Source organism: Bacteroides sp. HF-162 (assembly GCF_015679285.1).
GTDB classification, from domain to species: Bacteria; Bacteroidota; Bacteroidia; order Bacteroidales; family Bacteroidaceae; genus Bacteroides; species Bacteroides uniformis.
Genome location: NZ_CP064937.1, coordinates 4,173,760 through 4,200,483, shown reverse-complemented (window position 1 = coordinate 4,200,483; position 26,724 = coordinate 4,173,760). Strand labels below are relative to the sequence as shown.

Below are 26,724 nucleotides of genomic sequence, written 5' to 3'. Positions count from 1 at the left end.
TTGGTTATAATTTGGCTGCAAATGTAGGTATAAAAGTTCTAAATTGTAGCTCGCTGTCAATAAAATCTATTACTTTTATCAGTTAATTAGCTTAAAATGCTTATTTTTGGCATCAGATTTTAGAGATTACCCCCATTTATTAACTTAACATATGAGTTGCATGAGAATTTTGAAACTTCCTCTGGCAGGATTATTATTTTGTGTAATGGCACTATTTGCTGGATGTAAAACGAGTAATGAACCTAAGGCACCGGTTGCTCTGACCTGGGAAATGGGTGCAAGTGACATCGAACCCGGATATTATGAGAATACCTTTATTCTCAAGAATATCTCTCAAAAACCTCTAAAAAAGAACTGGACGATTTACTATTCACAGCTTCCCCGAGGGGTGAAGCAGGAAGGAGCCTCTGAAGTGAAGGTAGAGGTAGTGAACGGTAATTTTTTCAAAATGTATCCGACAGACGAATTTGCTTCGCTGGCTCCCGGTGATTCCATGCGGATTACTTTCCTTTGCACTTACAAGCTGGACCGGAACTCCCATGTACCGGAAGGAATTTATTGGGTGGAGACTGTGGATGGTAAAGAGGGCAGTCCGTTGCCCGTGGCTTTGAAGGCGCTGCCGCTTCCTTCTCCCGAGTCAATGAGCGGCTATCCGGATGCGACTAAGATTTATGAATCCAATCTTCGCTTGGGTGGTGCTCCTACTTTGGTGCAGTCAGACATTCTTCCGTCTGTAAAGAAAGCGGTAGCCATTGAAGGCGATAATGTCGTATTGGAAGGTAAGGTAGCTTTGGTATTTCCGGAGAACTTTGCCGGTGAAGCCAAGTTGTTGAAAGAGAAACTGACAGGTTTGTATGGTTTGGAAGTTGTCGGAAATGCTTCCGTGAAGATTGTGCTGGAAGAACTGCTTGATAGGAAGGAGGCCGTAAATGATGAATATTATACTATCAATATAGGTGACAACCTGATAAAAATCAGTGCTGCCACTCCTCATGGCATCTTTAATGGTACACAGACACTTTTGTCAATGTTGAAGGATAAGCAGACACCTTATTTGCTGGAGGCAGTCTCCATCCGGGATTATCCGGACTTGGCATATCGTGGACAAATGATAGATATTGCCCGTAATTTCACCGCTCCGGAGAACTTGAAGAAACTGGTGGATATTTTTGCATCTTATAAATTGAATGTCCTGCATTTCCATTTTTGTGATGATGAAGCCTGGCGTTTGGAGATTCCCGGTTTGGAGGAACTGACTGCTGTGGGTAGCCGTCGCGGACATACCACTGACGAAAGCCAGTGCCTCTACCCATGTTATGACGGTGGCTATGACCCTGATGCAAAGACTGTAGGCAATGGATATTATAGCCGCGAGGAATTTATTGATTTGCTGAAGTATGCTGCCGAAAGACATGTCCGCATTGTTCCGGAAATAGAATCTCCGGGGCATGCCCGCGCTGCCATTGTCTCCATGAAGGCACGCTATAACAAATATTTTGAAACTGATCCGGGAAAAGCTACAGAATATATGTTGAGTGAACCGGAAGATACTTCACGTTATGTTTCTGTACAATATTATACGGACAATGTGATGAATGTCGCCTTGCCTTCTACCTACCGTTTTATGGAGAAGGTGATTCAGGAACTTAATGCGATGTATCAGGAAGCCGGTCTTTCATTGTTTACAGTGCATTTAGGTGGTGACGAAGTGCCTCGCGGCGTGTGGATGGGCTCCCCGAAATGTCAGGAACTGATGAAGAAAAAAGGCATGACGAAAGCTCATGATTTGTCGGAGTATTTCATTACGCAAATGGCGGATGTGATGCAGAAGAACGGACTGAAATTCAGTGGTTGGCAGGAAGTTGCTTTGGGGCATACCGAAGAGGCTCATCAACAGTTGAGGGGCCAGGCTGCCGGTGTGTATTGCTGGAATACTGTACCGGGCTCTGATGAAGTGGTTTATCAGACAGCCAATAACGGTTACCCGGTCATCCTTTGCAACGTGGGCAATTTCTATATGGATATGGCTTACAATGGTCATCCGGACGAGCGTGGACTCGATTGGGGAGGTTATGTGGATGAGTCTGTCTCTTTCTCTATGCTTCCTTTCAGCATTTATCGTTCGCTGCGTGTGGATATGGCAGGCAATCCCATTGATTTGGGTAATGCGGAAAAGGGGAAGACTGCTTTGACAGAGATAGGCAAGAAACATATTATGGGTGTACAAGGGCAATTATTCGCCGAAACTATCCGTAGTTTTGATGGCGTGGAATATCTTCTCTTCCCGAAAATCTTAGGGCTGGCAGAACGTGGCTGGAATGCTCATCCGGTATGGGAAAATCTGTCCGGCGTGCGGGAGCAGCAGGCTTTCAATCAGGCTTTGGCACTTTATTATGAGAAAATCAGCAAGAGTGAAATGCCTTATTGGGCAAAGAATGGGATTAACTTCCGCTTGCCTCAGCCGGGATTATTGGTAAAAGATGGAAATCTGTATGCTAATGTGGCCATTGATGGTGCTGAAGTACGTTACACAACTGATGGTTCGGAACCTACTGCCCAGTCAACCTTATGGAAAGAACCGGTGAAGTGTGGTTCCCTGGTCGTGAAAGCAAAGACCTTCTACCAAGGCAAGGAAAGTTTGACGATTATATTGAATGTTGAGTAATAGAGAATATTGAAATGAAAAGGGAGTGCATTGTCCGAAAATGCACTCCCTTTTGTTTATTCCTTTAGGCGTTCAGCGCTTGTTCTATATCCGCAATAATATCCTCTGCATTCTCTATACCTACCGAGAAGCGAATTAGGTCGGGGCGTACACCTGCCTCCATCAGTTGCTCGTCTGTCAACTGGCGGTGTGTATGACTGGCTGGGTGCAGCACACAAGTACGTGCATCGGCCACATGAGTCACGATGGCCGCCAGTTTCAGTGAATCCATAAACTTGATAGACTCTTCCCGTCCGCCCTTCAAGCCGAAGGTGACAACGCCGCAAGAGCCGTTCGGCATGTACTTCTGTGCCTGCTCGTAGTATTTGTCGCCCGGCAGACCACAATAATTCACCCAAGCCACTTTATCGTTCTGGGCAAGATACTCGGCTACCGCTTGTGCATTCTTGCAATGTTGGGGCATACGCAGGTGCAGTGTTTCCAGACCCAGGTTCAGCAGGAATGCGTTTTGTGGAGACTGGATACTGCCCAGGTCGCGCATCAGTTGGGCTGTAGCCTTGGTGATGTAAGCCATTTTGCCGAAGGCTTTCGTATAAGTCAGTCCGTGGTAAGACTCGTCCGGTGTGCACAGTCCGGGGAATTTGTCGGCGTGTGCATTCCAATCGAAGTTACCGCTGTCTACAATGACTCCACCTACGCTGGTGGCATGTCCGTCCATGTATTTGGTGGTAGAGTGTACTACGATGTCGGCACCCCATTCAAACGGACGGCAGTTGATGGGGGTAGGGAAGGTGTTGTCCACAATCAAGGGCACGCCGTGGCTGTGGGCAATGCGGGCAAACTTCTCTATATCGAGCACTTCGAGCGTAGGGTTGGAGATGGTTTCGCCGAATAGGGCCTTGGTATTGGGGCGGAAAGCAGCGGAAATTTCTTCCTCGCTGGCATCCGGGTTGACGAAAGTGACGTCGATGCCCAATTTCTTCAAAGTTACTCCGAAGAGGTTGAATGTTCCGCCATAGATGGTAGAGGAGCAAACAAAATGGTCTCCTGCCTGGCAGATATTGAAAATGGCATAGAAGTTGGCTGCTTGTCCGCTGGATGTCAGCATAGCGGCCACACCACCTTCGAGGGCGGCAATCTTGGCGGCTACTGCATCGTTCGTAGGGTTCTGCAGGCGGGTATAGAAATAGCCGCTGTCTTCAAGGTCGAACAAGCGCGCCATCTGTTCGCTGGTATCATATTTGAAAGTTGTACTTTGATAGATGGGGAGTACACGGGGCTCGCCCTTTTTAGGAGTCCATCCGGCTTGTACGCACAGCGTCTCCGGCTTGAATTGCTTTGCCATAATGTTATCTGTTTTAAAAGTTTCTTATCTATTATCGCGTAAGTTGTCGCAAAAGTAGGGAAAAAATTATAATTTTGTGCTTAAGTATGGTAAAATGCTATAAATTAGCGGCTGGAAATTTGTAGCGAACCGAATAAATGATGAATAATTGGAATATGAAACGCATATTTTGTTTACTGACCATCCTCTTTTGTACTTCGTTTGCTTTTAATGCTTCGGCTCAGGAAGAGCGGGATAGTCCGAGACGTGGAGAAGGAATCTCTGTTTTCCTGGAACGTAACAAGCGCCCGGGGAGAGCCTATTATAAGGAGTTTTTGGAGCTGAACAAGAAACTTCTTAAAGGGAAGGAGGAATTGCGGCTGGGAGTGAAGTATGTACTGCCCCCATTATCAAAGCCGGTTGGCAATGGGAAGAAGACAATCAATGAACCTTTGTTCGGGAAAGCGCTTGCCAGTGTAAAAGTGACATCCAACCGTTTGCAGGGTGCTTGTTTTTATGTAGTGAGCGGGCATGGAGGCCCCGACCCCGGAGCTATCGGCAGAATCGGCAAAATAGAACTGCATGAAGATGAGTATGCGTATGATGTGGCTTTGCGCCTTGCCCGTAACTTGATGCAAGAGGGAGCGGAAGTCCGTATCATTATCCAGGATGCTAAAGACGGAATCCGTGATGACAAGTACCTTTCCAACAGCAAACGTGAGACGTGCATGGGAGCTCCCATACCCTTGAACCAAGTGGCACGTCTCCGGCAACGTTGCGCCAAAATCAATGAGTTTTACAAGAAGGACCGCAAGAACTATAAATATTGCCGTGCCATTTTTCTTCATGTGGACAGTCGCAGCAAGAGCCATCAGACCGATGTGTTCTTTTACCACTCTAAAAGCAAGCCCGACAGCAAGCGTCTGGCTAAGACCATGAAGAAAACTTTCGAGTCGAAATATGACAAGCACCAGCCCAACCGTGGGTTTACCGGAACTGTCAGCGCACGCAATCTTTATGTGTTAGCCAATACTTCTCCCGCTTCCGTATTCGTGGAATTGGGAAATATCCAGAACACTTTTGACCAGCGCCGTTTTGTAATCAGTTCGAACCGCCAGGCCTTGGCCAAGTGGATGATGGAAGGTTTCATCACGGATTATAAAAAGGCGAAATAAGGACAATCAACTCTGGCTCTCCTTTTTCTTTTCGTGTACCACCACGACTGTAACGGCCGTTATTATCAGCGCCATGCCGACGGCGCTGGCCGGTGTGAAGCTTTCATTGAATATCAGGCAACCGATAACTACGGCTGTCAGAGGTTCCAAGGCCCCGAAAATGGAAGTCAGTGTAGGCCCTATGTATTTAATGGCCTTTACCAGGGTGATGTTGGATATAGCTGTTGCCGGCAGTGCCAGTCCGAGAATATTCAGCCATGTATGGGTGTCATTGGCCAGCCGGATGCCTCCGGTCAGACATCCTCCTATAATAAAGAACAAGGCTCCCAACCCCATTACGTAGCATGTCAATGCAGTGGAGGGAATCTGCACGGCACGGCTCTTCCTTACTCCTACGATATATCCTCCATAAAAGAATACGGACAGACCGGCAGCAATCAGCCCGATGGTCGTGTTTCCTCCTTCAAAGTCTATTTTGCCGGATGACAAAAGTCCAGCTCCGCTTAGTGACACCAACACGGCAAACAGAATGGCGAATGACCTCTTTTCTCCGAAAAAGCCCATCATGGCCAGTGCCACGGCCAGCGGATACATGAAATGAATGGTGGATGCCACTCCGCTGGCTATGTTCTGATAGGCGATGACCAGACTGAAGGAGGTAGCTGCCCGGAGCAGGCTGAGGATGAACACCGTTCCCCAGTCTTTCCTGCTGATGCGGAATGTCTCGCCCAGCATAATGCCGAAAACGACCAAGGTAAGTGAAGCTATTCCCCATCGGTAGGCCAATACTTCGAAAGAGGAGAAGCCCGCAAGGAGTAATGAAATGGTGAAGAAAGGAGCCAGCCCGAAGGTGGCAGAGGAGAGAGCCGCATATATAAACCCTTTTATGGAAACATTTTGCATCTTTTATCTTGATTTTAATGGAGATTTTAAAATTATCTGTTTGCGTCAATTGCTTGATTCGCATTGCGTCGTGCAAAATTAATGAATAAAAACAAGCATACAGACAAGGGAGTGTCCCTTTTTTACAATACAGTATAGATATGGGTATCTAATATAGTATCGACCGGCTTGCCTGATATTTATTCGTTCCATCATGAGGTAAAAATCATTCCACCGTGGAGTAAAAATCGTTCCACCATGGTGGAACGATTTTTACTCCATGGAGGAACGAATACTTGTTCGCTGTCCGGTTCCTAAACTCTTCCGGGGAGAAAGTCTGATGGCTCCGGCAGAACAGTTTGCCTACTCTACCGGAATATAAATTTCTGTCAACAGTTCCTCCGGTGCCGTATCTGCGGGGTTATTCAGGTAACGTTCCGCACTGGACTCATCCCGTAAGCTACATTCCATTTCGGGGATATACTTCCCGTAGATGGTATCGTATACGGCCTGCAGATGTTCGTATGGACCTTTGTATAGGAATATGGCATAGCGGCCTGCAGCGAGCTGTTTAAATCCTATGTCTCCTTTGGCCGTTGCAAATGAGGGTAGGACCATACATACATCGGTACGCAGCTTTTCAGGGGGTGTCACTTTGGGGTCATCGTGATAGATGCAGTAGGGCATCACTTCTCCCATAGGCAGTTTTTCTTCCTGGATGAACTGGCAAAGGTGCGTCCATGCGCTGCAATAGTCGTTCAGTTTATAGTCGCCAAAGAGGCGGATGTAAATCACATTGCGGGCAGGAACTTCTTTGATTTCGTGTTTCAGTTCCAGTTCCGGACGAATAATGGCTGGTTTCATAATTACAAAGTTTTTATTGTTACGATATTCTAATGGTGAAATGCCGTATAATTGCTTGAATACTTTTGACAGTGACGAGGGCGAAGAGTAGCCTATACGGTAGGCTATGTCCGCTATCGGCATGTCCGAGTAACGAAGCAACCGGGCAGCGGCTTCGGTACGCGTCCGGACAATGAACGTACCGACGGGTTCACCCAGAAAAGCTTTCATGATGCGGTGGAAGTAGAAGGGAGAGAAATGGGAAATCCTGGCCAAAGATTTCAGGTCAATTTCTTCTCCGAGGTGCAGATTTATATAATCCACTACTGCGTTCACACACTTTTGGTATTCCTCCTGGGTTGTCTTTTTCTGCTGCATGGCTCTATTGGGCTTTTTCATGTTGCAAAAATAGGAGGAAAAGAAATAGGTTACTTGTCCGATGTTGCTATAAATGCAATATCTTTAAATAAGATAAGCTATATCCCGGCACAACTTTTTCGTGCAAGCATGAAAGTTTTGCATTCGATTTGCAATATCTTTGCATTTCAGATGAAAAAACAAATGCTTGCAGATGACCGAGGAGATTAAAAGACAACTTTGGGAGTGGGCGGCGGCCTATCATTGCGCCGGCTTCATTCAGAACGATCCCATACAGTTTCCACATCGCTATGAACGGAAGCAGGATATTGAAATCAGTGGGCTGCTGACTGCCATCATGAGTTTCGGTAACCGTAAACAGATATTGAAAAAGGCTGAAGAGTTGCATAGGTTGATGGGGGCATCACCTCATCAATACGTGTTGTCCTGCCGATGGAAGAATGACTTTCCTGCTGCGGACAGAAGCAGTTTTTACCGGATGCTTTCTTATGCTGACTTTCATTCCTATTTCAGACGTTTGCATGCAGCTTATTCTGCTTTTGACAGTCTGGAGGATGCCTTATGTACGTATGCCGGTAATCCGATGGAAAGGTTATGTGCATTTTTGGAAGTCTCGGCGAAGAGTCCTCAAAAGAAACTGAACATGTTTTTGCGCTGGATGATAAGGAAAGGTCCGGAAGTGGATTTTGGTATTTGGGAGAGATTTGATTGCAGGGACCTGATTGTGCCTTTGGACACGCATGTCTGCCGTGTGGCTTATGCTTTGGGACTCACCGAGACAGAAACATTTTCTTTGAAGAATGCCCGCCGGATTACTGAAGCTCTGGCAGAGGCCTTTCCGGACGACCCGTGCCTGGGGGACTTTGCTTTGTTTGGAAGCGGAGTCAGCGGAGTATTGTAGCGCGTTACCAGTCTATTTCTTGTATCCCTCTGCTTCGTAAGAAATCGTTGGCTTTACTGAAGTGCCTGCAACCGAAGAATCCGTATTCGGCAGAACGTGGGGACGGATGGACGGTAGTCAGAATCAAGTGCCTGCTGCTATTAATTAAAGCGGCTTTTTCTTTGGCGTACGCTCCCCAAAGCATGAATACAAGATTCTCCCGTTCATCACTCAGTTTCTTGATAACAGCGTCTGTGAAGATTTCCCATCCCATGTTCCGGTGCGAGCCGGTTTCGTGGGCACGTACTGTGAGGACGGAATTCATAGGAAACACGCCTTGCGCTACCCAACGGTCCAGATTTCCGGAAGTCGGAATGGGCTTTCCCAGGTCCTGATGTATTTCTTTGAATATGTTTGCCAGAGAACCGGGAATGGCTACTCCTTTCGGTACGGAAAAGCAGACTCCATAATACTGACCGGGATTAGGATAAGGGTCTTGTCCGAGTATGACGACTTTCACTTTCTCGAACGGGCAAGAGTTGAAGACGTGGAAAATTTGATGGCCGGGAGGTAGCACGTTGGCATGTCCATACTCACTTTTTACAAATGCTACCAGCTTCTCAAAATAAGGTTTGTCAAACTCCTCTTGCAGGCGTTTTCTCCAGCTTTCTTCTATTTTTACGTTCATAAGAGTCTTGCAGTTACATATGAATGGGAAATGATGTTGCAAACATACAAATAATCCGGATGAGATGGATGCTTTTATGAGTATAAAGAATGTTTTTATTATTGTATGAAACGATAGTTATTTTGAGTAAGTTTATTACTTTTGTGGTGCAATGCCGGACACTAAGCATAGAGTCGCCATTGCTGAGGTTGAACTGATTGGTAAAATAAAGGAATGGAAAATTTTCATCGTATGGATGCTTGTCCGGTACGGGATGTACTGAGCAGGTTGGGAGACAAATGGACAATGCTTGTGCTGGTCACACTGAAAGCGAATGGAACGATGCGTTTTTGCGATATACAGAAAACCATAGGGGATATTTCCCAGCGGATGCTGACGGTTACATTGCGCTCATTGGAGACGGACGGGCTGATTGTCAGGAAAGTCTATGCGGAAGTTCCTCCCCGTGTGGAGTATAACCTTACAGAAACCGGATGTAGCCTGATGCCGCATATTGAATCTTTGGTAGGATGGGCATTGGAGCATATGAATGATATTTTGAATCGGCGCAGTCTGCAGAACTGATGGGGCGATATGAAAAAACGGATGTATCAAAATACATCCGTCTTCAGAAGTTTCCAAGTGCTTGTTTTATTTCTTGGCATCGGCAAAATTGTGAACCTTGTTTTTCAGATTGTCAGCTTTCTCTGCGGCCTCATGGACCTCATGGGCCATCTTGTCCGCTACTTTGGTGCCAGTGTGCAATGCTTCTTCTTCAGCAGTGTTGATGAACTCCTTGGCTTCGCCACTTGCTTTGTGGATGGCACGGCATATGGCATCTTCCAGCTTTTTAGCTTTCTCCGTACGGGAGAAGTGGTAGGCCAATGCACCGGCAACCGAACCTATTCCCAGTCCGATCCAGAAATTAGAATCTTTACATTTCATAATCAAGTCAGTTTTTTAATAGTTAAAGTTAGAATCAATTCTGATGAGACAACATACTTGCCAAAGATTGGTTCATCCGGCGGGAAAGGAATTAATAACAATTTACTTTTGTTGGTGGAGAGATTTATTCTGCTTAAATTTGCGATGCACTTAAAATTTATACAAGTATGATTAGATTAAATGTTTTTATTCAGGTAAGTGCGGAAAACCGTACCGCAGTATTGGAATCTGCCAAAGAACTGGTCGCATATTCCTTGAAGGACAATGGATGCATTGCCTATGATGTGTTTGAGAGCGCCACTCGCAGCGATGTTCTTATGATTTGTGAAACATGGAAAGATGCAGAGTCATTGTCTGCCCATGAAAAAGCGGACCATTTTGTGGCCCTGGTGCCCAAAATCCAGGGGCTGGCCGCCATGAAGCTGGAAAAATTCGAGTTCTAAATCAGTAGTTTGAGGTAGTAAGGGGTTGTGTGATCATGCGTAAATAAGTATATTTGTGCATTCTTAATATACATATTTATGCTGATTACCCTTATTATCCTTGTTCTCTCCGCTGCCTTTTTTGTAGCAGGCAAAGTCCGTTCGGACATTGTGGCGCTTTGTGCGCTGATTGGTTTATTGATATTTCAGATTCTTACTCCTGAAGAGGCCCTTTCCGGCTTCTCCAACTCGGTGGTGATTATGATGGTAGGCTTGTTCGTTGTGGGCGGCGCCATTTTTCAGACCGGGCTGGCTAAAATGATAAGTTCGCGTATTCTAAAGTTGGCAGGCAAAAGCGAGCTGAAACTCTTCTTGCTGGTTATGCTGGTTACCTCTGCCATTGGTGCTTTTGTGAGCAATACGGGAACGGTGGCTTTGATGCTGCCTATCGTGGTGAGTTTGGCACTGAGTGCAGGAATGAATCCCAGCCGTCTATTGATGCCTTTGGCTTTTGCCAGCAGCATGGGTGGTATGATGACACTTATCGGTACGCCTCCTAACTTGGTCATTCAGAATACATTGACGGGAGCGGGCTTTGAACCGCTGTCTTTCTTCTCCTTCTTGCCGGTGGGCATTGTGTGCGTGATAGTGGGAACTTTGGTTTTAATGCCTCTGACCAAATGGTTTCTCTCCAAGAAAGGCAAAAAGAATGACGGAACATTGTCAGGTAAATCATTGGACCAACTGGTACAGGAGTACGGACTTTCCAGCAACCTGTTCCGTTTGAGGGCTGTCAATGACTCCCGTCTGATAGGAAAAACCATCATAGACCTGGATGTACGCCGCAAGTATGGTCTGAATATCATTGAAGTACGGCGTGTAGACTCTTCCCAACATAGATTCCTGAAAACTATTACCCAGAAATTGGCATCACCCGATACGACTATTTGGGTGGGCGACGTGCTTTATATTACGGGAGAGGTATCGAACGTAAATCGTTTTGCTGAAGACTTTTTAATGGAAATGCTCGACGGGCATACCACTGAAGAAGCCTCTAAAGCCGACAAGTCCCTTGACTTTTATGACATCGGAATTGCCGAAATTGTGTTGATGCCTTCTTCCAATATCGTGAACCGGACGGTGAAGGAAGCTGGGTTCCGTGATAAATTTAATGTAAATGTATTGGGCATCCGTCGTAAGAAGGAATATATATTACGTGAATTGGGACGTGAGCGTATGCATAGTGGCGATGTTTTGCTGGTGCAGGGTGCGTGGCAGGACATCGCACGGATAAGCAGGGAAGATTCCGATTGGGTGGTATTGGGGCAGCCTTTGGCAGAAGCCGCCAAAGTGACGCTGGATTATAAAGCGCCCATAGCTGCCGCTATCATGGTGCTGATGGTTGCCATGATGGTCTTCGACTTTATTCCCGTGGCCCCGGTGACAGCGGTGATGATTGCCGGCTTGCTGATGGTGCTGACGGGATGTTTCAGGAATGTGGAAGCCGCCTATAAAACGATAAACTGGGAAACAATTGTACTCTTTGCAGCCATGCTCCCCATGTCTCTTGCACTCGAAAAGACCGGTGCCTCGGAATATATATCCAACAGTCTTGTAAGTGGGTTGGGCAGTTATGGTCCTATTGTGTTGATGGCAGGTATCTATTTCACCACTTCATTGATGACCATGTTCATCAGCAATACGGTGACGGCAGTGCTGATGGCCCCTATTGCTCTTCAAAGTGCGATTCAGATTGGAGTAAGTCCCGTTCCGTTCTTGTTTGCCGTGACGGTTGCGGCAAGTATGTGTTTCGCTTCTCCATTCTCTACACCGCCCAATGCACTGGTGATGCCGGCAGGACAATATACATTCATGGATTATATAAAAGTGGGGCTCCCGTTGCAGATTATTATGGGAGTGGTGATGGTATTTGTGCTGCCGTTGTTGTTTCCTTTTTAGCAAAGTATATGACCACTTCATTATGCTGTAATATTAGGCGCGGATTACGTGGAGTAACGCGGACTATGCAAATTGGATTCTTGAAATCTGCGTAATCCGCGCCTAAAAAATAGTAAGGTAGTTTTGACACGTTCCTCCTTTTTACTGTTACAGCTTTATACTCTTTTTCTTTCCTGCATAGCTTATTGTCTTTCTGCCTTTCATCGGCCGGTCTCCCGTACCGGAGTCCTGACCGACCAGGACAACCTTGAACTTGCGGCTTTTCAGCATGTTCGGAAAACTGCTTTCCCGCTCTTCTATCGTCAGAGGACGGGCCTTGTCCTCCCAAGATACACTGCGGTTCAAGGTCTGTCTGTCCTGCTGCTTTTCGTTACTCCAGAAGTCCCACCAGTCTGCGCCTTGAGGGAGGTAAACCGGCGCAAAATCCATTACTAAAGGACGCATGAATGTACCGTCATTGTGGAACACATCCCAGGAAGTGCTGTAAACGTAGGGCAGAAGGCGATAGCGCAGATTAATCACCTTCTCCTGGGCATCGAAACACCACTCGCCACGCTTGCCGAAGTTCCAGATTTCACGGGGCAACTCCGTACCGTGCGAACGCATTATCGGGCAGAAAGTGCCGAACTGCATCCAGCGTCCGGCAAAGAAGCCACCTATGTCACTGTTCCAGTTCGGGATGTTCATCAAGCTATAGTTCAGTGCGGCAGGAATCTGTTTCTCCAGCATGTCCCAAGTGGAGGTCACGTCACCACTCCAGGTGTTGCAGCCGTAACGTTGTTGTCCGATAAATCCGGAACGGGTCAGGATGATAACGCGTTTGTCTTTGCTCAAAGCCTTTTGATGCGAGGCTATTCTGCTGTTGTGCATCAGTGAGTAGACATTTTTTACACTCCGGTAAGACCCCAAGTGAGTGGAGAGGTCATAGTCCGATTCTTGTCGGTTGATATGGTCAGTCTCTGTAGAATCGAGCCACCAGTCGTCGTTGCCGATGTAACTGAAAATGCCTTTATTCAGATATTTCCAATAAATGTCCCTTGCTTCGGGATTGTAGACGTCGTAGGGGCGTGTGCCACTTTTGGGTGGCCAAGTGTTGAAGTTGATAATCATCCCTTTGGCATCCAACTCCTTGCGTTGCTCTGTGTGGGTGCCAAAGCCGGGTCATGCCACAATCATCAGCTTGGCATTCAGCTTGTGACCACTACCAGACTTTCTTTGTTGTAGGGTTTGCCTTCGGGAGTTTTGAAACCTGCACAATGGAAGGCGAATAGAATTCCACACGGATGTCCATTCCTTATGTGGTGCATTTCATTCCTTGAGGTGTGCGTTCTGTGTTCTGGGCGGCACACAAGTTTGCAAGCATGGTTGCACAAGTCAGCACGAAGCCGGCTCTTTTCATAAAATTCATTTTCATGGTTCTTTTAAAATTATGCTGCAAAAGTAGCCCTGAATCCTCTTTAGACGGCAACAATCTTGTTGAAACGGAACAACACTCAGGTTGATTTCTGCATTTTTTCCGCATATTCCGAGGGGTGGCAACCGTACATTTCTTTTGTTCCGCTTCATAACGGCTGCACTGCTTTATCAAGTTGCGGATGCGGAGCAAAAGGATTTCTTCTTTGTGTTTCCGTTCCATCTCCTTTCGGGTGCGGTATATGTAGAGGCGGATGCTTGCTGTAATGATGGCATATCATGAACTTTATATTTGCTGGATGGAATTTTTCCATCTTTATTTTCTCCCTTTCCAGATACTGATAATTTTTTTGCCTATTGCCAAAATATTCAGCAGTGATACAGCAAAAAATAATAGGCAACCGATCAATATACATGGAAGCAGTGATCCGCTCTCCAATTGCGGGAAGAGGCTTTGGACTACTTCTATATAGTAACTGCGCACCCATGCCACGCAGCCGATGGCGAGGAGCAGTACCAGTACATTCAGCCCTACTGTCAGTATATAATAAGGTGTGGCTACCTGCGTCGGGCTATATCCTATCAGCAGCAGGTTTTCCAGTTTTACCGTATTCTTTTGGAGAAGCAGGAAGATGCTCAGCATCAGGATGTAGAATGACAGAATGCTGATGAACAATCCTACTCCCATGACGATGGCCGTAATGAGGCGCAGGAAATAAGTTGTCTTCCCGGCATCCAGATTGTTGCCTTCAGTTTCGTAATTCTTTTGCTGGAAATAGTCGGTGATGGCTGTGTCGGTAGGATTCTTTACTTCCACAATCAGCCGGGACGGTTCCGCTTCTTTCTCCGGTGCGAAATTCTTATTGGCCCAGTCCATGAAGGATTGGGGAACGAGAATGGTATTCAGCCGGTTGGAGAATCCTACAATGTTGCCTTTATATTGTTCCACACGTCCGTTACCCCGCATCATCACATCCATTTGTACCAGACTCATCAGGCCTTCGGAGAGTTTCGGCAGACTCCGGCTTTGTGCAAAGCCAAAGTTGTAGAGGTTCAGATAGTTACGTGGAATGATGATGGGAATTACCCGGGCATCTTCGTCAAAATGCCATTTGTCCAGACTGACATCCACATATTCGTCGGGTACAGACTCGAAAAACATCTCTGTTGACAGACGGATACCGGCTTCCTGCATACCGAGTCCGGCAGAAACCTTGAACTGGGAAGGAGTGAACGCGCCTACCCCCTTAGTAAAAGGTTGGGCTTTCAGGTCCTTTATCTCCTCTTTGGAGAAGGTATTGCTTTTCCCGGCAAAGCTGCCCAGAGTACTGATTTTTTTGGTAGCAATGATATACTCCTTCTTCATGAAACTATCCCCTTCCGTAAAAACGGGAAGGACATCACGATAGAATTGTACGCTCAGCAATACAATCATCATGCCGAAGAGATTGGCGAGGAAAAAGCCTGCCAGCTGTCCGACACTGATGTGCTGGCGGAGAAGTTTCCAAACAAGTCGATTCATATTAGCTACATTTATAATTTATAAATTTCGTCATACTCTAGTTCCAGATGCTTACCTATGGAAGTCACTATGATTCCCGCTTCTTGGCGGCTGGCTTCTTCTGTCAGCAGTCTGCCCATGATTGTTCCGTTCTCGTTATCCAGATGGCTGATGGGTTCGTCCAGGAAGATGAAGTCGAAAGGCTGGCAGAGGCTGCGGATAAAGGCGACTCTTTGTTGCTGGCCAAAAGATAGCTTTCCGGCTTTTTCGTTTACCTTGTCGGCAATGCCGATGGCCTCAAAGAGGGTAAGGACTTCTTTCCTTTTTTTGAAATTGGTAAGCCGGTTCTTCAGTTGTATGTTCTCGATGGCGGTAAGTTCGGGAAAGATACGCAACTCTTGAAAAAGAATGCTGAGAGAGTGTTTGCGTATATCTATCCAGTCATTGACGGAGAGTGAACGGATATTGCGTTCATCAAAGTTGATGATTCCCTGATAATCGTGCCGATAGCCGTAAATATAGCTACAAAGCGATGACTTTCCGGTACCCGAAGCGGCTTCTATGAGATAACGTTTCCCTTTGTGGAACGTAATGTCCCGATGCCATACGTCTGAGGTAATGGCATCACGGTCGGCAAACACTTGAGGTAGTGTTTGCCGTAGGTGAATCCTATTCATGAGTGGTATTAATCCTTAATCTCTAATCTTTAATCCTTAAATTACATTCCTGCAAACTGCTTGATGAAGTCCACAATCTGTTTCAACGCATTTACATCCTTATTCTTCAGTTGCAGGGTAACGGTTGCCTTGTCCTCGTTACCGACAGCTTCCAGATACGAGATATTGCCGAGCAGCGAGTAATAGGTGCTATACTCTTGTCCGCCGAACCCAACAAGCAATTTTATAACGGGCAGGTCGAGTACGGCTTCCGCATTGATGACAAAGGCTGTACGCTTGCCTTTCAGACTGGAAGCGAAGTCTGTTTCTTTGGCAGACGGGTCAGCGGTCTTGCAGGCATTCTTATACAGCAGTTCGTCGTTGGTGGCGTACATTTGTTTGTCTCGTATGCCGAAGAAAATGTTGATAGCGCGTGATTTATAGACATATTCATTCTCATTCAATTTCACGATGTCTTCGCCGCGTTTCAGTCCCAGTTCGGACTTTTTCTCATAAAGGGCTTTCAGAGGAGCATCGTTCTTTACGCTGGCGTAGGCAAGGAAAGAAGGATTACTGTTCATGGTTACATTGATAAGGCCTATGGTCAGGTCGTTGTGGAAAGCATTGAACAAGTCCTTTACTTCAGCGGCTTTGGTAATGGAGAAATCGTTGCGGAACTGCTCATTCTCTTGCAGTACATTGTAGAACTCCTCTCCATTGATACCTATGCTGAGCAGTGCCAGCGTAGATTTGGGGAAATATTTCAGAAATGTGTTTTCGATGGGGCAAGTGCTTTTGGCCTGCTTTTCGAAGAGAGCTTTCAGTTCTGCATTCTCTGTATAGTTATCTATCTTCAGCTCAATTTTTCCTTTTTCGAAAGAGAGGCTTCCCAGCATCTTCAAATCTTTCAAATCAATACTTTGGGATATTCCGTAATTCAGCGGATTGGCATAGGCACTCAGCAGGCTGGAGGGAGTAATGAGCATGTTGACGTCTCCGTTCTGCTTTTGCATCTTCTTGAAAGCAGTATTGCTGTTGATACTGTTCTCTTCCGTCTGTTTCAGTAGGGCGGGTATTTCCTCCTTGACTTTTTCCAATTGCGATGTGCCGGTGTAGTTCACCACCATAAGCGTGGTGGGAGTGAAAGCGAGCAGTGCCTGCTTGTTGATTTGTGCAAAGCTGTAGCCGTCCGCTTCTGACACGTGGCTGATTATCTGTTCTTTCTCCGTAACTTCCAGCAGTTTCAGCAAGTCATCCTTGTTCTGAACCTTGGCTACCATGGTGGTGTAGGGGAACGAGGGAGCATTGAAGATATAGATGGGCGCATGAACGTCCACTCCCGATTTGGCAGGGTCTTTCAGTACAGCCTCCAATTGTTGGAAAGTGGCTGCATTCATATCGCTTTTCAAGGCATCTGTCAGCTTTTGCAGTGCTTCTTTAGTCTCTTTATCTTTGGTACCGGCCTTGTCTGCCAATGATTTTAAATTGACAGCGATGACTTGCGAGGCATCGGAGGGAATCACATTGGTATATTCCGACTTTTTGGACGAACAAGCGCTTATCAGCACGATGAGCATTGCCAGTACTGAGAAGTGGAAGAATAGGTTCTTTTTCATATAGTTTTTGTTTTAGTGAGTATCATTGATTCTGTAAGTTGAGGATGTGGCAGGCAACCAGTGCCGCCGTCTCTGTGCGCAGCCTTGATTTTCCCAGGCTGATGGGGATAAACCCGTTTTCCGCCGCCTTCCGGACTTCCTCTTCGCTGAAGTCTCCTTCGGGACCGATTAGTACGAGGGCATCCTCTCCGGGATGTACCATATCCTTCAAAAGCGGTTTTTCGCCTTCATAACAGTGGGCGATGAATTTCTGGCCCGGAAAAGGCTGTGTGATGAACTTGTTGAAGTCTGTCATCTCATTCAGTTGGGGCAGGCGTGCCTTGAGCGACTGCTTGATGGCGGAAACCAGTATTTTGGAAATGCGCTCCGTCTTGATGACTTTCCGTTCCGAGAAACGGCAGTTCAGGAATGTCAGTTCGTCAAACCCAATTTCCGTCGCTTTCTCGGCAAACCACTCTGTGCGGTCCATATTCTTGGTAGGCGCCATGGCAATGTGCAGATGACCTTTCCACAAGGGGGCTTGCGGAAGGGTTTCCAGGATATTCACCAGACAGCGCTTGTTTGTAGCCGTACTGATTTCGGCACGATAAAAGCAGCCTTTTCCGTCTGTCAACATGACCTCGTCTCCAGCCTGCAAGCGCAAGACGCGTACGGCGTGTGCGGCTTCCTCTTCGGGCAGCTCTGCGTGGGCTTGTATGTCGGGGGTATAGAATACGTGCATATTACAAATTGTTCTTGAGTTGGTTAATCTGGTCTCTTAGCTGTGCGGCACGTTCATAGTCCTCTTCATCGACTGCTTTTTGCAGGGCCGTTTTCAGTATGCCTATCGTGTCTTCCTGCAGCAGTTCGTCTTTGTCCGGTTCGCTGCCTTCCATCGGGTCGATGGAACCTTCGACGGTTTTCAGACATTCTGCTTCGAGGATGTCTTCGTAGACAAAGATAGGGGCATTCATGCGCAATGCCAGGGCAACGGCGTCGCTGGTACGCGCATCAATCCGGAGAATGGTTTCTTCGGCTTTCATATAAAGGTAAGAGTAGAATACTCCGTTGTCTACTTTATAGATAAGAATACGCATCAGTTTTACGCCCAGCACTTCAAGAACGGAAGCGAATAGGTTATGGGTCAGCGGACGGGGCGGTACAATACCTTTCATCTCGATGACCATAGCTTGTGCTTCGGTGGCACCTATAATAATCGGAAGCTGACGCTCGCCGCCCGCTTCACCCAGTACCAGGGCATAGGCGCCCGCTTGCGCCTGGCTGTTGGAAATGTTTAGTACTTGTAGTTCTATCTTCTTCTTATTCATACCTATTAAATCAACCTGATTTTCAATCAGTTTTTCTCTATTTTCTCCGGATTATGCTTATAGCGGAATACTATTCCAAATAACAGACCAATGACTAAGGCATATCCTGCAAAGATAAACCATACCGGTGTCCAGTCGCGGCTTACCAGTCCTCCGCCTTCGGCATATACCGAGAAGGCATCCACCACGGCTCCGCTGGCATAACCTCCGATGATGGCTCCCACACCGTTCGTCATCATGAAGAACAAGCCTTGTGCGCTGGCACGGATACTGGGATGTGCCTCCATTTCTGTAAACAGCGAGCCCGATACATTGAAAAAGTCAAATGCCATGCCGTAGACAATCATCGAGAGAATGAGCATCCAAAGTCCGCTTCCCGGGTCTCCGAGGGCGAAAAGCCCGAAACGGAATACCCATGCAAACATACTGATTAACATAACACGCTTGATTCCGAAATGTTTCAGGAAGAAGGGGATGGCAAGGATAAACAGCGTCTCACTCATTTGCGAGATGGAGAGCAGGATGACGGAGTGTTTCACACCGAACGAATCTGCATATTCCGGTATGGAAGCAAACGAACCCAGGAAAAGGTCACCATAGGTGTTTGTTATTTGGAGGGCGGCTCCCAGCAACATGGAGAATAGGAAGAAGATGGCCATCTTCTTGCGCTTGAACAGCACCAGTGCATCCAGTCCGAAAGCGGAGAGCATCGTTTTTCCTTCGCAGCGCATGGGAGGGCAGGCAGGCAGGGTGAAGGCGTAAAGCCCCAGCATGGCTGCCGAGATGGCTGCCACATAGAGTTGTGCCGCACTTGCCTTGAACCCGGTAAGGTCCACAGCCCACATGGCACAGATAAAGCCTACCGTTCCCCATACACGGATGGGGGGGAAGTCTTTTACCAAATCCATTTTATATCTTTCCAGCGCATTGTAGGACACGGTGTTGGCCAGGGATAGCGTGGGCATATAAACAAGCATGTTGAGCAGCATGGCCCAGTACATGTGGGTGTACGTAGTGGCAGTGGAAGCATAAATCAGAGCACCGGCACCGATAAGGTGGAGTATGCCATAAAGGCGTTCGGCGTTTATCCATTTGTCGGCGATGATACCGGTCAGTCCGGGCATTATCAGTGAGGCTATACCCATGGTTGCAAAGATTGCTCCGATTTGTCCGCCTTCAAAATGTAACGTACCGCCCATGTAACCACCTAATGAAATCAGCCATGCTCCCCAAACGAAGAATTGCAGGAATTGCATGGCAGTGAGTCGGAATTTGATGCTCATAATATTAGCTTTTTATATTTTAAATTATGTAATAGATGCAAATGTACAATGAGACTAGGAGAAAAACAAGTTCTGTACGGCTTTTTCTTCAACGAAAGAGATTAATGAGGGATGGATTTTGGGAAGGAATGTATTATAAAAAAAGAAGGGTATCTATCCCAGACACCCAATCTTTATTAACCTTAAATCTAATACCATGAAAAACACAGTGCAAATATACATGGTTTATGTTATATAACATGCTATTTTGGCACTTTTCTACTTTTTATTAACTCTATTTAAGAAAAGAAGGCCGATGAGGCCTTCTTTTTCCTTTATTCTACATATAGAACCAGCCCTTTCAGGTATTCCCCTTCCGGATGATAGATGCTTACCGGGTGGTCGGCAGGTTGTGTCAGTTGGTGCAGGATGCGTACGCTGCGGCCGGACATGGCAGCGGCTGTGAACACGGCCGTGCGGAAGTTCTCTTTACTGACGGCTTGCGAGCACGAGAAAGTGAAAAGAATACCTCCGGGCTTGATTTTTTCGAAAGCCTTGACATTGAGTTTGCGGTAGCCTTGCAGGGCATTACGCAGGGCATCGCGGTGCTTGGCAAAAGCAGGAGGGTCAAGAACTATCAGGTCGTATTGGTCGCCCATGCGGTCAAGGTATTTGAAGGCATCTTCTGCATAGGCGGCATGGCGGGTGTCACCCGGGAAGTTCAGTTCGATGTTCTTGTTGGTCAAGTCGATGGCTTTGGCGGAGCTGTCCACGGAATGCACCAGTTTGGCGTCTCCACGCATAGCATATACGGAGAAGCCGCCGGTATAGCAGAACATATTCAGTACGCTGCGGCCTTTGGCATAACGTTCCAGTAGCGAACGGTTCTCGCGTTGGTCTACGAAGAAACCGGTTTTTTGGCCTTTCAGCCAGTCGATGTGGAACTTCAGGCCGTACTCCATGGCTACATTGTCCGTGCTGCCGCCTTTCAAGAAACCATTCTCCGGATAGAGGTCGGCCTTGAAGGGAAGGGTCGTCTCCGATTTGTAATAGATATTGTCAATCTGGCTGCCCATCACTTCGGTAAGGGCATCGGCAATGGCCATGCGGTCGAGGTGCATGCCGGCAGAATGTGCCTGCATCACTGCGGTACAGGCATAAATGTCGATAACCAGCCCCGGCAGGTTGTCTCCCTCCCCGTGCACCAGGCGATAGGTGTTGTTTGTCGGGTTTCCGGCTATGCCGATACTGCGGCGCATGTCGTATGCTATGCTGAGTTTGCGTTTCCAGAAGTCCGCATTGATTTCTTCTTCTTGACGGAAGGTCAGTACGCGTACGGCGATACTGCCAATCTGAAAATGCCCTTTGGCTATGAATTCCTTTTTGGACGTGTAGATTTCAACAACTTCCCCTTCTTCGGGCTCTCCGTCGAAATGTGCGATGGCGCCGGAAAACACCCACGGGTGAAAACGCTTTAATGACTCCTCTTTATTGGGTTTAAGGTATACTTTGTACATATATATAATGTGATTAATGTGGTAATGTGATAATGTGCATTACATTACCACATTATTATTGGCTTCTATCTCAAAATCTCCTGTCCGTTTCAGTTCTTGCAGCTTGTTGTAGATGTTGAGGCATGCCCAGGCATCGGTGGCGGCATACAGTTTCTGCGGTTCGGTCAAGGTTTCGGCTTCCCAGTTGGAAAGGCGCTGGCTTTTCGAAATCTTTTCCCCGAAGAGGATGGCATATATCTTTTGCAGGCTTTTATCCTGGATGCCGAAAGCGCGGACGTATTCCTGCAATTCAATGCACGCATGTTGTTCGAAAGGAGCACGCTTGTGCAGCATCATGAAGTCATCCCGCAAGGAAAGGCCTACTTTCGTTACACTTGGGTTTTCCAGCAATGTGATAACCGGCAGAGTCAGTCCCGTCAGGTTGAGGCGGAACAGAAAGCAATGTTCCTCTGAGGAAATCTGCAGCAGGGCCACCTTGTGTATCTGTCCTTTTGTGAACGATGGACGGGTTTCGCTGTCTATGCCCAGCAACGGGCAGGACTTCAGATAGGCGACTGCCTTCTCCGCTTCCCACGGTGTCTGTACGACATGTATCTGTCCCGGAAAGGCGGCTTTGGGCAGGTCTTTCACTGTTTCTTTATCTATTGTTCTTTTGATAACCATAATTTAATATTCAAAGTCTGCGGTTTCCTCCTCTTCATCCTCGCCTTGCGCATACTTCACCTCGTGCAGGGCACGCAGGGTGTTGACAAGCTTTTGTCCCCAATGGAGGCGGAAGTTTTCCTGGCAGATGGCAAGCGAATCGTTCATCGTCTCGTTGAAACCCAGCTGGAATACGAAGATAAAGTCCTTGATGTCCTGGTATATGTCGGCCAAGTCTTCGGAAATGTTCCTGGTGATGGGCTGGTCACTATACTTCATGTCGGATACGAATACGTCCAGGTAGTCGTCTTTCTCGGCCAGGATATTGGCGAGGTTCATGCGGAGTACCTCATAGGTCTCTTCGGTGACGAATGTTTCCGGCGCCTCGTCTCCTATGGTTTCGCACTCGGGCAGCATGGAGGCCTTCAGGTAGAGCAGCGGAAGTATTTTTAAGGAGGTATCGACGAACGCGGAACGTTTCACCCCTTCCGCTTGTTCCAGAAACTTGCAAAACTCGGCGGCTACGGCCACAAACTCTACGGCATTCCGGTCGAATATCACTTGACTTTCTTTTTTCATATCTTCTTGATTTGAAACGCAAAGATAGCGCAAACCGAAAGTAGAAGCAAATTAATTGGCAGGATTATTCTTTTTTCACTACATGATATTCTGTTCCTCTTGTCTTCCGGCGGCTGCTGATGCCCAGTTTGTGGAGTGCACGTCCGAACAGAGCCACTTTATTGATGGACAGCCGGTCTTTGGTCTTGGTTTGCAAGAAGGAGAGAATCTCCATAGGGGTCATCCAGTCTCCTTCCTCTTCATTTTCGGCGGGATGGAAGTGGCAGAGGAAGAGCTGTTCCAACGGTGTGGGCTGTTCAAACTCCCGGTTGGTCTGTTTCAAGATGGCTTCGTCGGAATCGTCCAGCCAGTAGCGTTCACCTTTGGCTATGGCATCCATGGCTTGTGCGTAGAGTTGCCGGTAGTTGATGGTGACATTGGTATGGATGGGGCCGGTGACTTCGATGCAGATGAAACGGCGGCTGCCGCTGGGGTCTGTCAGCAGGTCTTTCTGGTTGCTGGTGGCTATAAAGGAGGCGTAGCGTCTTATTTCCTGGATGGCGGTGCCGTAAGGCTTGCGCAGGTTTGCCACGGGTTTCTGCAGCAGATGCTTTAGAAAACCTTGCTGATTGACGCTGATTTGGTCGAATTCGTCGATGTTTATCAGGAAAAAGCGGCCGAGGCTCCGCTCTGCGTCCTGCTTGCTTTTGAAGTCGATACTGTCGGTATATCCGAAGCGCAGTTCGGGTGGCAGCAGGATGCGGCAGAAGGTACTTTTACGATAGCCTTGGGCTCCGACCAGTAGGGGAGACGTGTTGTTTCCATGCTGACGGTCGATGTTTTGCCAGTGCGCCGTCATGCTGAGAAACCAGCGGTAGAAGAGTTCCCGCCAGTACGGATTGTTGCAGGGGACGAGGTCGGCCAATGCGCGGATACGGTCCTTGCCGTCCCAATGTCCGGTGCTGTTCAGATATTCTTCGATGAGGTTGTACAAGGGAATGGCGTCCGAGTTGAGGTAGCGTGCCACATCTCTGTCCCATACGCTGATTCCTTCTTTCAGGGCATTCTGTCCGATACTGCTTCTTACCCGCTGGTCGGCAGGGCGGAAGTGGAAGTGTATGGAGTCCCGTTGGCGGAATTCCAATTCTCCCAGCACGGTGTTCCAGCGGAACTCATAGCGTCTGTTCATGAATTCTTCCAGGCGGAAGGCGGTGATTTGGTCGCGGGTCATGCTGCTGCGGGTGCCGAAGCCTTTGCATTCGCGGTAGAGGTTGTGCAGGGTCATGCGTACCAGCTGTTCATCCGCTTCGCGGTAGTAGTGCATCATGACTTGACGTACTGCCTCTTCTTCGGGAATGCCGGCTTTGTAGCAATGCCCGGCAAGCAGGTAGAGCAGGGGGCGAAGGTCATCGCCCCGTTTCCAGTTTTCCAGCTCTTCGAAGGTACGGTTCAGGGCGGCTTCGAAGAGGATGGAGAAGGTTTGGGAGGCCGGATAGCCGGGGGCAATGCGCATCAGCGGGTTTGCTTCGGTCTGTTTCCGTTGGCCGAAGGTGGGCTCGTCGGGCACGGACAAAGGCTGTTCCAAACAGAAAGGGACGGCAGACGGATTGTAATAGGGACGGTCATCGAGCGTCATGCGGCAGCTTTGCTCCACGGCAGGTTCTTTCAGTGTGACGGGGTAGGGGAGCAGGGGCTGGTAACAGTTTACGGCGAGCCGGTAGGCAGCGGTATGAAACAGCCTGATTTTTTCTTCCTGCCTGGGGCGCGAACCGTCGGGGGTGGCAAACAGTACCCATATTTTTACGCTTCGTCCGCTACTTCCGCAAAAGGCGGCAAAAGTTTGCGGCAGCAGGGCCGCCTGGCGCTTTACTTGCTCCACTTCCACGGCATTGGCCAGGTGGTTGACTTCAATCTGTACCAGTCCGTTGTAGGTTTTCAGGTATCTTTCCCCCTCTTTGCTGCGGGCATATTCTGCGGCAGGGCAGATGCGTGGCAGTTTGTCTATGCAGGGGTAGTGTCCGTTGCTTCCGGTGATGTGGGGAATGAGGCTGCGCAAGGCGGATATGTGTCCGGCTTTGTTCTCGGTTTTCATCTTCTCCATCAAGGTGTCGCTGGGCCATGTGCTGAATGTCTCTTTGCCGGTTTCACGAGCGGTGCGTATAAGGGTAAGTTTCATGGGGTGCTTGCTGTATTAAAGTCCGCAAAGCTACTGAAAAATGACGGGACAGCCGAGGAAAAGTGGAATTATGATGAAACTTCTCATACTTATTTTTTATTCCGGCTGTACGTCGTAATCCGACTGGTTTTTCACGCCGACAATGTCTTGCTTTTTCACCTCGGTTGTTAATATGTGCTGCAACTGCTGTGAGGTCAGCGTCTCGGTGGGAGAGAACTCAGCCGACTTCATATAGCTTAAAATGGCATTGCGCAGCTGACCTCCTTCCGGAGTGTGGCGAATTGCTTCGAGGTTGCTCATACAAACCAATACCTTACCGTTGTCTACGGCAAATTCGAACAGCAAGCCTAACTTGTGGTTCCGCTCCACATTGTCTACTACTTGGATAAGCGGCTTGTATTCGTGGCGTGTAGCGTTCAGAATAAAGGGACGGGCATGGCGTACGATGCTCCACCATTGCCAGTTGCTATGGCACTCGGTGGGGAACTGCCGGAACAAGGGATGTTTCTCGTCCATCAGCAAGGAGAGGGTGCCCGGCGAAACTTCGCGGCCGGCGTTTTCCGAAATGCTTTTGAACATGGCATAGTTCCAGTAGTCAGGAGTGAAAAGGCCGCCTACACTCTGTTCTTCAATGGCTTTGTGGTCGGGTATAAGCAGTATCTTTCCTCCTTGGCTCAGTCTCTTTCGCGCCTTATCATCCAAAGATTGACAGATGAAGATGTCCGCTTCGCTTTCCGGTGTCCGGTCGGGGTATACCCATAAGTTAACGTGAATTCGAAATAAGAATAAATATATTTTTCTGACAATTAGAGATATAGCGATAAAATCATTAAATTTATAGTGTCCAATTATAACATTTAAACGATTACCACTATGTTTCCAGAGTCTAAAGTTACATTGTATGGCCGATGATTTTTGCAAGGAATTTACATTTCAACAGGAAAAATATATGATTGAGTATAAGAAGACCAAGCATCGTAACAAACCCAACTGTATGAGTGATGCTGAGATTATGGTTATTCTAATCCGGTTTCACTCCGGTGGTTTCCGCTGTTTCAAGCATTACTATAAGGAATATGTCTGTAAACATCTGAAACACCTTTTTCCGCGTCAGGTTTCTTATAACCATTTTGTGGAACTGGAGAAGGAAGTATTGCTTCCCGTGACCATCTTCATCAAAAAAGTCCTGCTAGGAACCTGTACCGGCATCAGTTTTGTCGACTCCACTCCCTTGCGTGTTTGTCGTAACCAAAGAATCCTTATTTATAAGACATTTGAGGGACTTGCCGAGCGTAGAAAATGTTCAATGGGATGGTTCTTCGGATTCAAGCTGCATCTGATAATCAATGACAAGGGTGAGATTCTCAATTTCATGTTTACGTCTGGAAACGTGGATGACCGGGAACCGTTGAAACAGGGTAAGTTTCTGGAAAACATCAAAGGAAAACTATGTGCAGACAAAGGATATATAGGTCAGGCTCTGTTTGAGAATCTTTTTCTTAATGGGATACAGCTTGTCACTAAAGTTAAAAACAATATGAAGAATTCACTGATGAGTATTGCCGACAAGATTTTGCTCAGAAAAAGAGCCTTGATCGAAACGGTCAATGACGAATTGAAGAACATTGCGCAGATAGAACACTCCAGACATCGTTCATTCAATAACTTTATAGCCAACTCTTTGTCGGCTATAGTAGCATATTGCTTTTTTGAAAAGAAGCCCGCCATTGACGTGAATTTTGTCAATGACGGACAACTTGCTATTTTTTGATTTTATATTGAATTCACGTTAATGATAGTAAATTTATAATCAATATTTTTAGGAATTCGTTGATTTTCTGACTCATTCCTGCATCATTGATTTCTTATTAATATGAGGCTAGAAAGCCTATTAGTATTATAAAAATCCATTTGTAACGGATAAAGCAGTAAGCAC

At 47.3% G+C, this 26,724-nt stretch carries 24 protein-coding genes; 7 read left to right on the top strand and 17 right to left on the bottom strand.

What is annotated here, in order from left to right; translation table 11 throughout:
• Positions 1–160 precede the first annotated feature (160 nt).
• Entirely contained in the window at positions 161–2,665 is a 2,505-nt protein-coding gene (locus ITJ87_RS17825) for a family 20 glycosylhydrolase (protein ID WP_117964153.1), read from the top strand.
• Between the two features lie 64 nt (positions 2,666–2,729).
• On the opposite strand, the gene ITJ87_RS17820 is transcribed toward ITJ87_RS17825, so the two are convergent.
• Positions 2,730–4,010: an O-acetylhomoserine aminocarboxypropyltransferase/cysteine synthase family protein gene (locus tag ITJ87_RS17820; RefSeq protein ID WP_087331714.1), complete on the bottom strand. Its 1,281-nt coding sequence runs from the start codon at positions 4,008–4,010 to the stop codon at positions 2,730–2,732.
• Positions 4,011–4,147: 137 nt separating this feature from the next.
• On the opposite strand from ITJ87_RS17820, the gene ITJ87_RS17815 reads away from it, so the two are divergent.
• The gene (locus ITJ87_RS17815) at positions 4,148–5,164 is read left to right on the top strand and encodes an N-acetylmuramoyl-L-alanine amidase (RefSeq protein ID WP_035457740.1); all 1,017 of its coding nucleotides are present in this window, start codon (positions 4,148–4,150) and stop codon (positions 5,162–5,164) included.
• Positions 5,165–5,170: 6 nt separating this feature from the next.
• Here ITJ87_RS17815 and ITJ87_RS17810 read toward each other — a convergent pair whose 3' ends face one another.
• Together ITJ87_RS17810 and ITJ87_RS17805 are read right to left on the bottom strand one after the other, a co-directional pair.
• Positions 5,171–6,067, bottom strand: coding sequence for a DMT family transporter (locus tag ITJ87_RS17810; protein WP_117974322.1), 897 nt, complete (start codon positions 6,065–6,067; stop codon positions 5,171–5,173).
• A 342-nt stretch (positions 6,068–6,409) separates the two neighbouring features.
• Positions 6,410–7,267, bottom strand: a complete 858-nt coding sequence (locus ITJ87_RS17805; protein ID WP_117964155.1) for a GyrI-like domain-containing protein — start codon at positions 7,265–7,267, stop codon at positions 6,410–6,412.
• A gap of 193 nt (positions 7,268–7,460) precedes the next feature.
• On the opposite strand from ITJ87_RS17805, the gene ITJ87_RS17800 reads away from it, so the two are divergent.
• Entirely contained in the window at positions 7,461–8,168 is a 708-nt protein-coding gene (locus tag ITJ87_RS17800) for a TIGR02757 family protein (RefSeq protein WP_117964156.1), read from the top strand.
• Between the two features lie 4 nt (positions 8,169–8,172).
• On the opposite strand, the gene ung is transcribed toward ITJ87_RS17800, so the two are convergent.
• A complete protein-coding gene (gene ung / locus ITJ87_RS17795; RefSeq protein WP_005826944.1) occupies positions 8,173–8,835 on the bottom strand; it encodes a uracil-DNA glycosylase in 663 nt (220 codons plus the stop codon).
• Positions 8,836–9,048: 213 nt separating this feature from the next.
• Here ung and ITJ87_RS17790 point away from each other — a divergent pair, with 213 nt between their 5' ends.
• The gene (locus tag ITJ87_RS17790; protein ID WP_009038044.1) at positions 9,049–9,399 is read left to right on the top strand and encodes a helix-turn-helix domain-containing protein; all 351 of its coding nucleotides are present in this window, start codon (positions 9,049–9,051) and stop codon (positions 9,397–9,399) included.
• A 66-nt stretch (positions 9,400–9,465) separates the two neighbouring features.
• Here ITJ87_RS17790 and ITJ87_RS17785 read toward each other — a convergent pair whose 3' ends face one another.
• Positions 9,466–9,759, bottom strand: coding sequence for a YtxH domain-containing protein (locus ITJ87_RS17785; RefSeq protein ID WP_117964157.1), 294 nt, complete (start codon positions 9,757–9,759; stop codon positions 9,466–9,468).
• 167 nt (positions 9,760–9,926) lie between these two features.
• Here ITJ87_RS17785 and ITJ87_RS17780 point away from each other — a divergent pair, with 167 nt between their 5' ends.
• Positions 9,927–10,202 (top strand): putative quinol monooxygenase, encoded by a 276-nt coding sequence (locus tag ITJ87_RS17780; protein WP_117964158.1) that lies wholly within the window; start codon positions 9,927–9,929, stop codon positions 10,200–10,202.
• 78 nt (positions 10,203–10,280) lie between these two features.
• Positions 10,281–12,140, top strand: a complete 1,860-nt coding sequence (locus ITJ87_RS17775; RefSeq protein WP_005832990.1) for an SLC13 family permease — start codon at positions 10,281–10,283, stop codon at positions 12,138–12,140.
• Positions 12,141–12,287: 147 nt separating this feature from the next.
• Here the strand turns inward: ITJ87_RS17775 and ITJ87_RS17770 are convergent, their stop codons facing one another.
• The 12 genes from ITJ87_RS17770 to ITJ87_RS17715 all read right to left on the bottom strand — a co-directional run bounded on the left by ITJ87_RS17770 (position 12,288) and on the right by ITJ87_RS17715 (position 25,490).
• Positions 12,288–13,250, bottom strand: a complete 963-nt coding sequence (locus tag ITJ87_RS17770) for a TIM-barrel domain-containing protein (protein ID WP_229135055.1) — start codon at positions 13,248–13,250, stop codon at positions 12,288–12,290.
• Positions 13,251–13,869: 619 nt separating this feature from the next.
• The gene (locus tag ITJ87_RS17765) at positions 13,870–15,075 is read right to left on the bottom strand and encodes an ABC transporter permease (RefSeq protein WP_117964159.1); all 1,206 of its coding nucleotides are present in this window, start codon (positions 15,073–15,075) and stop codon (positions 13,870–13,872) included.
• A gap of 11 nt (positions 15,076–15,086) precedes the next feature.
• A complete protein-coding gene (locus ITJ87_RS17760) occupies positions 15,087–15,731 on the bottom strand; it encodes an ATP-binding cassette domain-containing protein (RefSeq protein ID WP_117964160.1) in 645 nt (214 codons plus the stop codon).
• Positions 15,732–15,772: 41 nt separating this feature from the next.
• Entirely contained in the window at positions 15,773–17,326 is a 1,554-nt protein-coding gene (locus tag ITJ87_RS17755) for a DUF4836 family protein (RefSeq protein WP_117964161.1), read from the bottom strand.
• A 22-nt stretch (positions 17,327–17,348) separates the two neighbouring features.
• Positions 17,349–18,047 (bottom strand): 16S rRNA (uracil(1498)-N(3))-methyltransferase, encoded by a 699-nt coding sequence (locus tag ITJ87_RS17750; protein WP_117964162.1) that lies wholly within the window; start codon positions 18,045–18,047, stop codon positions 17,349–17,351.
• A 1-nt stretch (position 18,048) separates the two neighbouring features.
• A complete protein-coding gene (locus ITJ87_RS17745) occupies positions 18,049–18,633 on the bottom strand; it encodes a bifunctional nuclease domain-containing protein (RefSeq protein WP_117964163.1) in 585 nt (194 codons plus the stop codon).
• A 26-nt stretch (positions 18,634–18,659) separates the two neighbouring features.
• The gene (locus ITJ87_RS17740; RefSeq protein ID WP_117964164.1) at positions 18,660–19,916 is read right to left on the bottom strand and encodes a nucleoside permease; all 1,257 of its coding nucleotides are present in this window, start codon (positions 19,914–19,916) and stop codon (positions 18,660–18,662) included.
• A gap of 314 nt (positions 19,917–20,230) precedes the next feature.
• The gene (locus tag ITJ87_RS17735; RefSeq protein ID WP_117922846.1) at positions 20,231–21,412 is read right to left on the bottom strand and encodes a class I SAM-dependent rRNA methyltransferase; all 1,182 of its coding nucleotides are present in this window, start codon (positions 21,410–21,412) and stop codon (positions 20,231–20,233) included.
• A gap of 39 nt (positions 21,413–21,451) precedes the next feature.
• Positions 21,452–22,075 carry a 3'-5' exonuclease gene (locus ITJ87_RS17730; RefSeq protein ID WP_005826911.1) on the bottom strand — a complete coding sequence of 208 codons (624 nt, stop codon included), beginning with the start codon at positions 22,073–22,075 and terminating at the stop codon, positions 21,452–21,454.
• A 3-nt stretch (positions 22,076–22,078) separates the two neighbouring features.
• The gene (locus ITJ87_RS17725; RefSeq protein WP_196096299.1) at positions 22,079–22,633 is read right to left on the bottom strand and encodes a DUF5063 domain-containing protein; all 555 of its coding nucleotides are present in this window, start codon (positions 22,631–22,633) and stop codon (positions 22,079–22,081) included.
• Between the two features lie 64 nt (positions 22,634–22,697).
• A complete protein-coding gene (locus ITJ87_RS17720) occupies positions 22,698–24,788 on the bottom strand; it encodes a BT4734/BF3469 family protein (protein ID WP_117964165.1) in 2,091 nt (696 codons plus the stop codon).
• A 96-nt stretch (positions 24,789–24,884) separates the two neighbouring features.
• Positions 24,885–25,490 carry a hypothetical protein gene (locus tag ITJ87_RS17715; RefSeq protein WP_229135054.1) on the bottom strand — a complete coding sequence of 202 codons (606 nt, stop codon included), beginning with the start codon at positions 25,488–25,490 and terminating at the stop codon, positions 24,885–24,887.
• Positions 25,491–25,689: 199 nt separating this feature from the next.
• On the opposite strand from ITJ87_RS17715, the gene ITJ87_RS17710 reads away from it, so the two are divergent.
• Positions 25,690–26,559, top strand: a complete 870-nt coding sequence (locus ITJ87_RS17710) for an IS982 family transposase (protein ID WP_118696551.1) — start codon at positions 25,690–25,692, stop codon at positions 26,557–26,559.
• Positions 26,560–26,724 lie beyond the last annotated feature (165 nt).

Coding starts and splice junctions, on each gene's coding strand:
- ITJ87_RS17825 (WP_117964153.1), top strand. CDS start 161: ATGAGAATTTTGAAACTTCCTCTGGCAGGATTATTATTTTGTGTAATG.
- ITJ87_RS17820 (WP_087331714.1), bottom strand. CDS start 4,010: ATGGCAAAGCAATTCAAGCCGGAGACGCTGTGCGTACAAGCCGGATGG.
- ITJ87_RS17815 (WP_035457740.1), top strand. CDS start 4,148: ATGATGAATAATTGGAATATGAAACGCATATTTTGTTTACTGACCATC.
- ITJ87_RS17810 (WP_117974322.1), bottom strand. CDS start 6,067: ATGCAAAATGTTTCCATAAAAGGGTTTATATATGCGGCTCTCTCCTCT.
- ITJ87_RS17805 (WP_117964155.1), bottom strand. CDS start 7,267: ATGCAGCAGAAAAAGACAACCCAGGAGGAATACCAAAAGTGTGTGAAC.
- ITJ87_RS17800 (WP_117964156.1), top strand. CDS start 7,461: ATGACCGAGGAGATTAAAAGACAACTTTGGGAGTGGGCGGCGGCCTAT.
- ung (WP_005826944.1), bottom strand. CDS start 8,835: ATGAACGTAAAAATAGAAGAAAGCTGGAGAAAACGCCTGCAAGAGGAG.
- ITJ87_RS17790 (WP_009038044.1), top strand. CDS start 9,049: ATGGAAAATTTTCATCGTATGGATGCTTGTCCGGTACGGGATGTACTG.
- ITJ87_RS17785 (WP_117964157.1), bottom strand. CDS start 9,759: ATGAAATGTAAAGATTCTAATTTCTGGATCGGACTGGGAATAGGTTCG.
- ITJ87_RS17780 (WP_117964158.1), top strand. CDS start 9,927: ATGATTAGATTAAATGTTTTTATTCAGGTAAGTGCGGAAAACCGTACC.
- ITJ87_RS17775 (WP_005832990.1), top strand. CDS start 10,281: ATGCTGATTACCCTTATTATCCTTGTTCTCTCCGCTGCCTTTTTTGTA.
- ITJ87_RS17770 (WP_229135055.1), bottom strand. CDS start 13,250: ATGATTATCAACTTCAACACTTGGCCACCCAAAAGTGGCACACGCCCC.
- ITJ87_RS17765 (WP_117964159.1), bottom strand. CDS start 15,075: ATGAATCGACTTGTTTGGAAACTTCTCCGCCAGCACATCAGTGTCGGA.
- ITJ87_RS17760 (WP_117964160.1), bottom strand. CDS start 15,731: ATGAATAGGATTCACCTACGGCAAACACTACCTCAAGTGTTTGCCGAC.
- ITJ87_RS17755 (WP_117964161.1), bottom strand. CDS start 17,326: ATGAAAAAGAACCTATTCTTCCACTTCTCAGTACTGGCAATGCTCATC.
- ITJ87_RS17750 (WP_117964162.1), bottom strand. CDS start 18,047: ATGCACGTATTCTATACCCCCGACATACAAGCCCACGCAGAGCTGCCC.
- ITJ87_RS17745 (WP_117964163.1), bottom strand. CDS start 18,633: ATGAATAAGAAGAAGATAGAACTACAAGTACTAAACATTTCCAACAGC.
- ITJ87_RS17740 (WP_117964164.1), bottom strand. CDS start 19,916: ATGAGCATCAAATTCCGACTCACTGCCATGCAATTCCTGCAATTCTTC.
- ITJ87_RS17735 (WP_117922846.1), bottom strand. CDS start 21,412: ATGTACAAAGTATACCTTAAACCCAATAAAGAGGAGTCATTAAAGCGT.
- ITJ87_RS17730 (WP_005826911.1), bottom strand. CDS start 22,075: ATGGTTATCAAAAGAACAATAGATAAAGAAACAGTGAAAGACCTGCCC.
- ITJ87_RS17725 (WP_196096299.1), bottom strand. CDS start 22,633: ATGAAAAAAGAAAGTCAAGTGATATTCGACCGGAATGCCGTAGAGTTT.
- ITJ87_RS17720 (WP_117964165.1), bottom strand. CDS start 24,788: ATGAAACTTACCCTTATACGCACCGCTCGTGAAACCGGCAAAGAGACA.
- ITJ87_RS17710 (WP_118696551.1), top strand. CDS start 25,690: ATGGCCGATGATTTTTGCAAGGAATTTACATTTCAACAGGAAAAATAT.